Origin of the sequence: Paenibacillus albicereus (assembly GCF_012676905.1) — a bacterium.
Classification (GTDB): Bacteria; Bacillota; Bacilli; order Paenibacillales; family Paenibacillaceae; genus Paenibacillus_O; species Paenibacillus_O albicereus.
This window is the reverse complement of record NZ_CP051428.1, coordinates 4,057,548-4,069,439: the sequence shown is the minus strand read 5'-3', so window position 1 is coordinate 4,069,439 and position 11,892 is coordinate 4,057,548. Positions and strand designations below refer to the sequence as shown.

Sequence of the window (11,892 nt, the reverse complement as noted above, 5' to 3'; positions counted from 1 at the left end):
AGATTGGGGAGACCGGCCGCAGCGCCGGCGAGCCCGCAAGAAAGGAGGCGAGAGGGCGATGAGCAAGCCTCGCATCGTGTTCGTCATCAATTATTTTTATCCCGATTACGCCTCGACCGGCCAGATCCTCACCGAGCTGTGCCTGCATCTGCAGCATGACTTCGACATTACGGTCATCGCGCAGCAGCCGGGCTACGCCGGGGAAAAGAAGGACGCCAAGGCAGCGCGCTACGCCGAGGACCGGCTGGAGAACATCCGGATCCTGCGCATCCGGCTGCCGGAGGTGGACAAGCGCAGCAAGGCGAGCCGCCTGCGCTACATCTCGGCTTACTTCCTGCATGCGGTGAGGCTGCTGCTGCGGCAGCGCAAGGCGGACTTCGTCTACACGATCTCGCAGCCGCCGGTGCTCGGCGGCCTGATCGGCACGATCGGCAAGCTGCTGCTGCGCTCCAAGCACATCTACAACATCCAGGACTTCAACCCCGAGCAGGCACAGGCGGTCGGGTTCATGAACCAGCCGCTCATCCAGCGGACGGCGCTGTGGATCGACAAGCTGAACTGCCGCCTGTCGGACCACGTCATCCTCGTCGGCCAGGACATGAAGGAGACGCTGTCCCGCCGGTTCGGCGGCGTCCGAGTGCCGGCGCACTCGGTCATCAACAACTGGACCGACGAGCAGGACATCGTGCCGCTGAAGCGCGACGATCCCGGCGTGGCGGCGTTCCTGAAGCGGCATGGGCTGGAGGACAAGTTCGTCGTCATGTACTCCGGCAACCTCGGGCTGTACTACGATCTCGAGAACCTGATCCGCATCGCGCCGCAGTTCCGCGAGCTGTCCGACCTGATGTTCGTGTTCATCGGCGAAGGCGCGGTCAAGCCGCTCATGGAGCAGTTCGCGCGCGAGCAGCGGCTGACGAACGTGATGTTCCTGCCCTACCAGCCCAAGGATCAGCTCCGCTACTCGCTCGGCGCGGCGGACGTGCATCTGGTCGTCAACCAGAAGGGCATCAAGGGCGTCTCGGTGCCGAGCAAGATCTACGGCGTCATGGCGGCGGGCAAGGCGGTCATGGGCGTGCTGGAGGAAGGCAGCGAGGCGCATCGGCTTATCGTGGAAAGCGGCTGCGGCACGTCGACCGAGCCGCAGCGCTACGGCGACGCCGCGCGCCAGCTGATGGCGCTGTACAGCCTCGGCCGCGCCGGCCTCGCGAAGCGGGGGCTGCAAGGCCGCGAGTACCTCGAGCGCCATCTGCGCCGCAGCCTGTCGCTCGAGAAGTACCGCCAGCTGCTGCTGTCGCTGCATGCCGGCGGCGGCCGCGGACGCAAGGTCCCCGCGGGGCGCGAGGCGGCCGGACGATCGCAAGCGGAGGCGGGAGCCGCCGCAAGCGTCGCCGGCGCGTCGATGCGCGCCAGCGGAGAGCCGCGCTAGACCGTTCATGGTTCACCCATTCCCATCCGAAAGGCGGAGATCGATGATGAAGCTCGTCCTGTTGTCCGGAGGCTCCGGCAAGCGGCTGTGGCCGCTCTCCAACGACCTGAGGTCGAAGCAGTTCCTGAAGGTGCTCGAAGACGTCGAAGGCGCCCGCGTCTCCATGGTCCAGCGCGTCTGGAGCCAGATCGAGGAGGCGGGCTTCGCCGGCTCGGGCTATATCGCCACCGGCGCTACGCAGACGGAGCTCATCCGCGGCCAGCTCGGCCCGGACGTGCCGCTCATCGTGGAGCCCGCGCGGCGGGACACGTTCCCGGCGATCGCGCTGGCGGCGGCGTACCTGTTCTCCGTGGAGAAGATCGATCCCAGCGAGACGGTCGCGGTGCTGCCGGTCGATCCGTACGTCGAGGACCGGTTCTTCCAGACGGTGGCCAGCCTCGACGGCGTGCTGGAGCAGAGCGGCGCCGACCTCGCGCTGATCGGCGTCCAGCCGACCTATCCTTCCGAGAAGTACGGCTACATCGTGCCGGAGGCGGGGCAGCCCGCTCCGGGCGCAGGCGGCTCGCTGCGCGTCGGCGGCTTCCGCGAGAAGCCGTCCGAGGCGGCGGCGCAGGAGCTGATCGCGAGCGGCGCGCTGTGGAACTGCGGCGTGTTCGCCTTCAAGCTCGACTACATGCTGAACATCATGGCGGCCAAGGGCATCCCGCTCGCTTACGACCGGCTGGCGGCCGACTACGAGAGCCTGGAGAGCATCAGCTTCGACTACGAGGTGGTGGAGCGCGCGCAGAGCATCGCGGCGGTGTCCTATGACGGCTACTGGAAGGACCTCGGCACGTGGAACACGCTCACCGAGGAGATGAAGGACGCGCGCATGGGGCGCGGCATCGTCAGCGGCGACTGCGTGAACACGCATCTCGTCAACGAGACGGACATCCCGGTCACGGTCATCGGCCTCTCCAACGTCGTCGTCGCCGCCAGTCCCGACGGCATCCTGGTCGCCGAGAAGGGCGCGAGCACGCGGCTCAAGGAGTTCATCGGCCACGACCAGCGGCCCATGTACGAGGAGCGCCGCTGGGGCTGGGTGCGCGTGCTCGACGACCGCAGCTACGACGACGGCACCGCCGTCCTGACCAAGCGTGTCGGCATCGACCGCGGCCAGAGCATCGGCTACCGGCTGCATCAGCACCGCGCCGAGGTGTGGACGGTCGTGAAGGGCTCGGGCGAGTTCATCTGCAACGGCACTTATATGAAGATCGGCGCAGGCAACGTCGTCCACATCCCGATGAAGACGCTGCACGGCGTACGGGCGGCGGACGATCTGGAGTTCATCTCCGTGCAGACCGGTCCGAAGCATCTCGAGAACTCGATCATGGAGCTGTACGGCAGCTGGGAGGAGATCGAGCAGAACTGCCTGCGGGCTTGATCGCACGACGGATCGTGGCTGCCTCGCGTCCGGCGAATCATGTGGTTTCGGTAAAGGAGGCGCTTGCAGCGCCGGCCTTCCGCCCGGCAGACATAGACTGAACGAGGCATTCCATTCGGGCAAAGGAGGCTGCGAGGCATGGCCGTCGCCATATCCATCGCTTATTACGTGTCGGACTACGGCTACGGCCACGCCGCGCGCTCCGTCGCCGTCATCCGCGAGCTGCTGCGGCAGGCGGATGAAGCCGGTCGGCCGCTGCAGCTGCACCTGGCGAGCGGCCGGGCGCTGCCGTTCCTCGAGCGCTCGCTGACGGAAGGCTTCGCCGCGGCTGCCCGCATCGGCGGCTGCGGACACCGGCTGCTGACGCGGCGCATCGACTCGGACCCGGGCTACGCCCTGCGGCCCGGCAGCCTGCAGGCCGACCCGCTGCGGCAGCGGGCGGCGGCGCTGGCCTATCTGGAGGCGCTGCCGCTGCGCATCCGCCGGGAAGCGGCGTGGCTCGGCTCGACCGGCGCAAGCCTGGCGGTGTCGGACATCGTCGCGGAGGCCTTTCCGGCGGCCCGGCGAGCGGGACTGCCATCGGTCGGCCTGTCCAACTTCACCTGGTATACCGCCTACCAGGAGCTGCTGCCCGAGGAGCTGCTCGCGCCGCTTGCCCGTCCTTACCTGGACATGGACGCCTTCGTGGCGCTGGCCGGAGCGAGCGAGCCGCAGTGGGGAGACGAGCCGGTCGAGCGGGCCGGGTACTTCTGCCGCGTGGCGGACCCGGAGCGGGCGGAGCAGCTGCGGCGCCGGCTGGACCCGAGCGGCGGGAGGCGGCTGGTCGCGCTGTTCCCCGGCATGGGGTCGGGACCCGGCAGCCCTCTCGAGCGGCTCGCCCTGCTGCGCGATCCGCGCTGGCTAGCGGTCGTCTCCTCCGGGATGGAGCTGCCGGCAGGCGCGGAGGCGGTCCGCATCCCGGAAAGCTGCACGGAATCGCAGCTGTACGTCGCGGCTTGCGACGCGGTGCTGACGAAGCCCGGCTGGGGCACCGTATCCGAGGCGGTCTGCCTGGGCAAGCCGCTCGCGCTGCTGGAGCGGCCGCGCTTCCGCGAGGACCGGTGCATCGCGGAGACGCTTCGCGGCCGGCATCCGCTGCTGCGGCTCGGCGAGGAGGAGCTGGCGGAGCCGGAGCTGGGCGACCGGCTGCTGGAGCTGGCCGGCCGGAGCGGCGCCGCTGCGGGCGAGCTGCGAACGGAGGAAGAGGAGGCGCCGCTCGCCCCGCCCGGCGAAGCGGCGCGGATCGCCGCCCGGCTGCTGGAGCGAGCCGCCGCGGGCGGACAGGCGCCAGGGCGAAGGCCTTTAGAGAGAAGCCAATAAACGATCGGGAGTGGAAGCGATGAAGATTACGGTAGTAGGGACAGGATATGTCGGCCTCGTATCGGGCGTTTGCTACGCGGAGCTGGGGCACAGCGTCATCTGCGTGGACAAGGATCCGATGAAGGTCGCGACGCTCCAGAACGGGGAGATCCCGATCTACGAGCCGGGCCTCCAGGAGCTGTCCGTGCGCAATGCGCAGCTCGGGCGGCTGCGCTTCACGTCGAGCCTGGGCGATTCGGTCAAAGGGGCGGATCTGATCGTCATCGCCGTCGGCACGCCGCCGCTGCCGGGCGGCCAGGCCAATCTGGCCTACATCGAGCTGGCGGCGCAGGAGATCGCGGACGCGATGGAGGGCCATCCCGTCGTCGCCATCAAGAGCACGGTGCCGGTCGGCACGAACGAAAAGGTGCGTGAGCTGATCCGGGAGCGGACGGACTGCCCGTTCGACAGCGTCTCGCTGCCGGAATTCCTGCGGGAAGGCTCCGCCGTCTCCGATACGATGCATCCCGACCGGATCGTCATCGGCACCGAGTCGCCGCGCGCCGAGGCGCTGCTGCGGGAGCTGCACGCCGGCCTCGGCTGCGCCTTCGTCGTCACCGACATCCGCAGCGCGGAGATGATCAAGTACGCCTCCAACGCCTTTCTCGCGACGAAGATCAGCTTCATCAACGAGATCGCCAACATCTGCGAGAAGGTCGGCGCCGACGTCACCCGCGTCGCCGAGGGCATGGGCCACGACAAGCGGATCGGCGCCTCGTTCCTCAAGGCCGGCATCGGCTACGGCGGCTCCTGCTTCCCGAAGGACACGCAGGCGCTCATCCAGATCGCCGGGCACGTCGACTACGAGTTCAAGCTGCTGCGCTCGGTCGTCGAGGTGAATCAGGATCAGCGCTACAACGTCATCCGCAAGCTGGAGGCGATCTTCGGCGGCGAGCTCGCCGGCCGCACGGTCGCGGTATGGGGACTCGCGTTCAAGCCGGACACCGACGACGTGCGCGAGGCGCCTGCCCAGGAGATCATCGGCGAGCTGCTGGCGCGCGGCGTCCAGGTGCGGGCGTACGATCCGATCGCGACCGACAACTTCCGCAGCCAGTTCGGCGACGGCGGCGGCGGCGTCGCCTGGTGCGGCAGCGCGCTGGAGGCGGCGGCCGGCTCCGACGCGGTGTGCCTGCTTACCGAGTGGAGCGAGTTCGGCGAGACGGACCTGCAGCGGCTGCGCGCCGTCGTCCGCGAGCCGGTGCTGATCGACGGGCGCAACGCGTTCGACGAAGCCGCGCTCCAAGGAACCGACTTCATCTATTATTCCGTCGGCAGGCCGAGCCTCGCCCGCGGCGTCAAGGCTCCCGTGCCGGAGCTGAGCTACTAGATGTTCCCGCAACCCCTATCCGAACGAATGAGGTGATGAACGATCATGACGAACCATCGCAAGCTGTCTCTGGCCATGCTCGCCGCCGTCATGGCGGCAGGCCCATTGTCCGCGCTGCCTCCGGCCGCGCTTACTTCCATGTCCGGCGTCGGCACCGCCAGCGCGGCCGGCTCGCTGGCGCAGCCGCCGAACATCGACGGCGCGCTGGCGCAGCTGTACGCGCTGCATGAAGCGCTGCTCGCCGGAGATCCGGCCGACCTGCAGGACGTGCTGCGATTCCGCGAGGAGCTCGAAGCGCTCGATCCGGCCGCCGAGTTCCATCTCGCCGCGCCGGTATGGGACAAGATCGACGCCAAGCTGCCGGCTTCGGCGGACCGCGAGTTCATCCGGAACAACCTGTTCGCGCTGTACCGCGACACGCTTGCGCTGACGTATCGTCCCCAGTACGACGACCTGCGCAAGCTGCGCACGAACGCCGACTACCGCGCGGCTCTAGCCGCGATCGTGCGTGCGGGCGGCGACGCCGACCTGACGATGGACGAGGTCGTCACGTTCTTCTACGGCGACGGCGGCTCGCGGCTCGGCGTCGAGGGCACGGCTCGCAAGCATATCGCCCAGCTGAGCCAGGCGCAGCTGTTCCAGCTGCTTTATGAGCCGCAGAAGCGCAACGAGCTCATGCTGCGCGTGCTGAACGACCTGCTCGCCCGCACGGATGAGTACACGTTCAGCGCGATGCTGCAGGAGTACGGCATCACGAGCCTGGACCTGCAGCGCACGATGGTGAACTTCCAGGAGAGGCTCGACGGCGAGAAGCCGGCCGCGACAGCGCTGATCGTCGCCCTCATGCGGCTGACGAGCGTGGAGCAGGCGCAGGTGTCCCAGCAGGGACGGCAGCATCAGTACTCGCTGACCGTCAGCGGCATCGCCATCCCTTCGGTGGCGCTCACGTGGTCCAAGGCTTCCGGCAGCGACGACGTGACTGTCACGGGCAGCGGCATCGTCACGATTCCCTCCAGCGCGTCCTCGGCGAGCGCGGTCATCCAGGCCCGGCTGCTCAACCCGTACGGCGGTCCGGACAAGGTCATCTTCGAAAAGGAGATCACGCTGACGGCCGAAGGCGCGACGCCGACGCCGAGCGAGTCTCCGACACCGACGCCGAGCGCCACGCCGACGCCGAGCGAGTCTCCGACACCGACGCCGAGCGCCACGCCGACGCCGAGCGAGTCTCCGACACCGACGCCAAGCGCGACGCCGACGCCGAGCGAGTCTCCGACGCCGAGCGCCACGCCGACCCCAAGCGCCACGCCGAGCGCCACGCCGACCCCAAGCGCCACGCCGAGCGCCACGCCAAGCCCGACGCCGAATCCCGGCGGCGGGGGCGGGTTCCCTGGGTTCCCGGGCTTTCCCGGGTTCCCTGGATTCCCTGGTTTCCCGACGCCGACTCCCGGCAGCGGGGGCGGCTCCGGAGAGGAGCCGGGCAACACCGGTCCGGGCAGCGTAGCGGAGCAGATCGCGGCGATCCTGCAGCAGTATTTCGCCAAGCTCCAATCGATCAAGCAGCGTTACGACGCCACGAACTCGATCAGCGAGAAGCTGAAGCTGATCCGCGAGGCGTACAAAGCGGCGCAGGAAGCGCTCGACGCGATCGGCAAGATCAAAGTTCCGGCGCCGACGCCGCGCTCGGCCGGAGCCTTCAGCGCCGAGTGGAGCGCGGAAGAGGCGGGAGGCCAGTTTACGGCCATCTCCGATGCGGCGGCCCAGATCAAGGGAGCGCTCGCGGAGTTCGAGGGAGCCGGACAAGCCGGCACGGGCTCGCTGCGCGTAAGCGCGGAGCTTGATTTCGAAACGGACGAGGCCGACAGCTGGTCGGTCGACATTCCGGCCGAGGTGCTGGAGAGCGCCAAGAGCAGCGGCATCGACTTCATCGGGCTCAACGCGGAGGGCGCTCGCGTCTCGGTGCCGGTCGCGGCGCGGACCGGCAAGCTGTCGATCCGCCTGAGCCGCCTGCAGGACAGCGCCGTCACCTCCGCCTCCAGCCTGCCGCTCGCATCGAGAGCGTACACGTACGAGATCGAGCAGTCCGGCCGCAAAATCACGACCTTCGGCAAGCCGGTGCGGCTCGAGCTGCCGCTGGCGGCGTCCCGAGCCGTCGATGCCGATCGGCTGAGCCTCGTCAAGATCCGTGCGGGACGTGCCGCCGACTTCCAATCGGGCGTAGCGGGCTCGGTCTACTCGGCGGACGTGCAGGATGCCGGCTCGGTGTACGCGGTCGTCGAGAACCGGGTGGCGTTCCGGGACATCCCGGCTTCGCACTGGGCGCGCGCCACGATCGAGACGATGGCGGCCAAAGGCATCATGAACGGGGTCTCCGCCGGCACCTTCGAGCCGTCGCGCAGCGTAACGCGCGCCGAGTTCGCCAAGATGCTCGTGCGCACGTTCAACCTCGGCTCGGAAGCGGTCCCGCTGACGTTCAAGGACGTCAAGGAGTCCGACTGGTTCGCTCCGTATGTAGGCACGGCGGCGGCCAGCGGCATCACGAGCGGACGCAGCGCCGACAGCTTCGCGCCGCATGCGGCGATCAGCCGCCAGGAGATGGCCGCGATGATCGCGCGGGCGCTGACGCAGGCCGGCGGCTATCCGGCGTCGCTGCTCACCGAGCAGGGGCTTGCGAGCTACAAGGATCGGGCAGCAGTCAGCGCGTCGCTGAAGCCGGCCGTGGCGATCGCCGCCCAGCTCGGCATCATCGGCAGCGGCGGCGAGCTGAAGCCGCAGCAGCAGGCTTCGCGCGCCGAAGCGTCCGCGATGCTGTACCGCGCCGCCAAGCAGCTGTAGCCGAATCGAATCGCGGGGGCGGAGCTTCCGCCGGGCGGGGTCCATCCGTCCGGCGTCCGCCCCCCGCTTCGTTTCGGGGAAGGAGGATCATTCATGCGTATCAGCGTGAAAAGAGTCGGGATCGGGCTGGCGGCCATGCTGCTGCTCGGCGGTGCAGGCTGGATCGCCGCGGAGCGGGCGGCCGACAAGGCGCTTGCCGCCTTCATGGAGCAGCTCGCTCCTCAGCTGGCGGCGGATGGCGGCGTCTCGGCAGGCGGAGCGGTCCCGCCCGCTTCCGGCGGCGCCGCTCCGGCTTCGCCGCGACAGGCGGACGGAGTTCCGGCTGCGGCCGGCAAGCCGGCTTCGGAGTCGGAGCCATTCCGGTCCAAGGAAGGCGGCGGACCGCCAGGCGACGGAGCCGGGGCGGAAGCTCCGGCGGCTTATGCCGACGCGGCCGCCCGGCTGTCGGCTGCCGAGAAGCGCGAGGCGATCGCCATCGTTCTCGGCGCGATGGACCGGCGGGAGGCGCTCGGCTTGCTGCGGCTCGCCGATGGCGGCGTGACGGCGGAGGAGAAGGAGCAGGTCAAGCGCAAGCTGCGCGACGGACTGGACGAGGCCGACTACGGTCGGCTGCGCGAGCTCGCGCGCAAGGCGCTGGGCAATCACGATGCAGGAGGCTGATCGGTTATGAAACGGAATGGGGCAAGCAAGGGGGCGCTGCTCGCGGCGGCGCTGCTGCTGTTCTCGCCCGGAGCGGGATTCTCGGCGACGGCACCGGCCGCCCAGGCATCCGCCGCTGCGGCGAAGACGGTTACGGCGGTATCGCTGCCGGCGGCCATCGCGGTCGAAGGCCGGGTGCTGGTGCTGGACAAGGGGAGCTCGGTCTTCCTTCATGAAGGGAGGACGTACGTGCCGCTGCGGGCAGCGTCGGAGGCGCTCGGGCTGGAAGCGCTTTGGGATCATGCCGTCAAGAAGCTGACGCTGCAGCAGCCGTCCGATGCGCAGCGCCAGGCGCTGGCGGCGAAGCTGGCTGCGCGCCTCAAGGCGGACGGCCGCTCGGCCGACGGCGGCGTCAAGCTCGGCCTGACGCCGGTTCCGGTCCGCTTCCTCGCCTTCGGCCAAGTGGCCGCGCTGCCGCAAGGCCAGCCGGTGTTCATCGCCAAAGGCACGCTCTACGTCCCGCTGCGCTTCGTCGCCGAGCTGACGGGAGCGTCCGTCGCCTGGGACGGCACACGGCTGCGCGTAGACATCGCGCCGGCGGCGCAAGCCGGCAGCGGAGGCGCAGCCGAGGACGGTCTGAGCGGCGGGAGCGAGACCGTTGCGCCGCCGGACGGAGCGTCGTCGCCCGCGCCGACCGCTACGCCGGCTCCGGTCATCCCGCCTGCAGGCGGAGGAGGCGGAGGAGGCGGAGGAGGCGGAGGCTGGGCGCCGCCGCCGGCCACCCCTGCGCCGTCCGCATCGCCGGCGCCGTCGGCCCCTCCGGGCTCCCCTGCGCCTTCGCCGACGGCATCGCCGTCTCCAGGCGCGACGCCGACGCCTTCGCCCTCGCCCTCGCCTTCGCCTTCGGCATCGGAGGAGGAGATCCACCGGCAGGCAAGGAGCGAGGCCGACGCGCTGCGCGGGAAATGCCGCAGCGATCTGGTCGCGCTCGCGCTGCGCTACTCGTCGGCCTCCACGGCCGAGCAGAAGGCGAAAGCCCGGCAAGAAGGAGAAGCGGTGTTCGCGGCTTGCGACGCCTCGTTCGAGCGCATCATGAGCGCGACGAGGGCCAAGCTCGAGGCAAACGGCTATTCGACCGGACGGCTGGAAGACTACCGCAAGGAGTACGAACGGGAGTTGGAGGAAGGGCGCGCCCTGCTGGAGGGACTGCTCGGCTGAGCCGTCGGGGGGGAATCGCGCAGGATAAGCAAAGGAGGAGGCTGTCATCATGAGCCATCGAAGCAAGCGCAAGAAACGTTCCCGGAACCGCGGAGGACTGCGGCCGCGAGCCGGGCGCCTGCTGCTCGCGCTGGCGATGGCGGCGGCTGTCGTGCCGGCCGTGCTCGGCTACCTGAACCATCGCGAGCTGGAACGAGGGACGACGGAGACGGCGATGGCGCTGCTGCCGCAGGACTCCGCTGCTCCGGCTCCTTCGCCGGCAGGCGCCGAAGCGGGTGCGTCACGCGAGAAAGAAAGCGCTGGCGGAGCATCCGGTTCTGCGTCGAAGCCTTCCCCAGCGCCTGACGCCGGAACCGGCGAAGGCGGGGACGGCGTTTCCGCTGAAGCGCCGCTGGCTGGCGGCGCAGCCGGGGCATCGCCTTCTGAGGCTCCTTCGGCTGCGCCGACGAAGGCGCAGCCGCCGGCCGGGGCCATGCCGGACACGACGCCTTCCGGTGCGAAGGCTCCAGCGGCAAGCGCGGCGCCGAAGCCGGACTCCGCCGCCTACGAGCGGCGTCTGGATACGATTCGCGAGCAGTGCGTCGCTGCGGGGGCCGCGGTGCTTCAAGGAGGCGAGGCCCGTCTGTGCGAGGCGAGGAGCGGAGAGCTGACCGAGCCGCAGCTGCAGCAAGCCGAAGCGGAGCTGGCGGGCGAGATGGACGCAGCCGAATCCGGCTGCCGCAGCCGCTTCGAGCGCCTGATCGCGGAAGCGGAGGCGGCGGAAGTTCCGGCGGACAAGCGCAGCGAGTGGATGCAGAGCTATGAGCAGTCCCGCGAGCTGCTGCGCGCCGGGCTCGCCAAGCAGCTCGACGCCTTGGCGTCGGCCGCGGGCTAGGGCTTGCACTCTTCTAGCCGCGGAGCGAGACCAGCCGCTTTCGGCTTTCCGGCACTGCCCCGTCCAGACGAGCCGATGTCAGGGGCACGCCGTTTTTGGGGAATAAAAAAAACCGGTCAAGGCGGGTTAGCCTTGGCCGGTTTGGTCGTTTCGGAGCCTTTCGCGGACGACGCGTTCCAGCAGCAGCCGGACGAGCTCGACATCCTCTTGCTCCAGCGGAATTCCGTCCCAATGCAGCTGCTGGAGGTTCAGCCATTCGCGGGCGTTGCTGCTCGGCTCGACCGGCTCCGCGTACTCGGTGAGGCCGAGCAGATAATCGGACGTCGTGTGCAGGCGGCGCGCAATCGTCTGGATCGATTCCAGGGTCGGCTGGCGGTATCCGGACTCGTAGCCGGCGTAGGTGCTTTTGGCCACGCCCACATAATCGGCTACTTCCTGCATCGTAAGCTTTCTCTTTTTACGGAGCGCTTTGAGTCGTTTCGCAAACATCCGCCACCATCCCCCCTGCGGCCTATGCCCCGTCGGGAGCCGCCGAAGCGCTCCAGCAGGGTTCATGCCGGTCTGAATGTCATATGTATCGAATATTCGTATTATAGCATGGCTTCTAGGAAGATGCACCCGTTTTTATAGGACATTAGTAACATGGAGTTGAGACTATAGTCTCAACACAGAGCGTTTTATTGCTAGAAAATACAATTATTAGGATGTGACAGCGGCTTGAGCTCGTCCCGCGGACTCGCGGCGCGCAAGTTCGG

At 68.9% G+C, this 11,892-nt stretch carries 9 protein-coding genes; 8 read left to right on the top strand and 1 reads right to left on the bottom strand.

What is annotated here, in order from left to right; genetic code table 11:
• Window positions 1-58: 58 nt before the first annotated feature.
• From HGI30_RS18320 to HGI30_RS18285, 8 genes are all read left to right on the top strand, one after another.
• On the top strand, window positions 59-1,426 hold the full coding sequence (locus tag HGI30_RS18320; protein WP_235680181.1) for a glycosyltransferase family 4 protein: 1,368 nt from the start codon (window positions 59-61) through the stop codon (window positions 1,424-1,426).
• A gap of 46 nt (window positions 1,427-1,472) precedes the next feature.
• On the top strand, window positions 1,473-2,849 hold the full coding sequence (locus tag HGI30_RS18315; protein ID WP_168909959.1) for a sugar phosphate nucleotidyltransferase: 1,377 nt from the start codon (window positions 1,473-1,475) through the stop codon (window positions 2,847-2,849).
• Between the two features lie 138 nt (window positions 2,850-2,987).
• On the top strand, window positions 2,988-4,208 hold the full coding sequence (locus tag HGI30_RS18310) for a glycosyltransferase family protein (protein WP_168908876.1): 1,221 nt from the start codon (window positions 2,988-2,990) through the stop codon (window positions 4,206-4,208).
• A 19-nt stretch (window positions 4,209-4,227) separates the two neighbouring features.
• Window positions 4,228-5,574 carry a UDP-glucose dehydrogenase family protein gene (locus HGI30_RS18305; protein WP_168908875.1) on the top strand — a complete coding sequence of 449 codons (1,347 nt, stop codon included), beginning with the start codon at window positions 4,228-4,230 and terminating at the stop codon, window positions 5,572-5,574.
• 45 nt (window positions 5,575-5,619) lie between these two features.
• Window positions 5,620-8,406: an S-layer homology domain-containing protein gene (locus HGI30_RS18300; RefSeq protein WP_168908874.1), complete on the top strand. Its 2,787-nt coding sequence runs from the start codon at window positions 5,620-5,622 to the stop codon at window positions 8,404-8,406.
• A gap of 93 nt (window positions 8,407-8,499) precedes the next feature.
• Complete coding sequence (locus HGI30_RS18295) at window positions 8,500-9,066, top strand: hypothetical protein (protein WP_168908873.1); 567 nt, start codon at window positions 8,500-8,502, stop codon at window positions 9,064-9,066.
• 6 nt (window positions 9,067-9,072) lie between these two features.
• A complete protein-coding gene (locus HGI30_RS18290; protein WP_168908872.1) occupies window positions 9,073-10,263 on the top strand; it encodes a copper amine oxidase N-terminal domain-containing protein in 1,191 nt (396 codons plus the stop codon).
• 49 nt (window positions 10,264-10,312) lie between these two features.
• Window positions 10,313-11,137, top strand: coding sequence for a hypothetical protein (locus HGI30_RS18285; RefSeq protein WP_168908871.1), 825 nt, complete (start codon window positions 10,313-10,315; stop codon window positions 11,135-11,137).
• Window positions 11,138-11,263: 126 nt separating this feature from the next.
• On the opposite strand, the gene HGI30_RS18280 is transcribed toward HGI30_RS18285, so the two are convergent.
• Window positions 11,264-11,626: a helix-turn-helix domain-containing protein gene (locus tag HGI30_RS18280; RefSeq protein WP_168908870.1), complete on the bottom strand. Its 363-nt coding sequence runs from the start codon at window positions 11,624-11,626 to the stop codon at window positions 11,264-11,266.
• Window positions 11,627-11,892 lie beyond the last annotated feature (266 nt).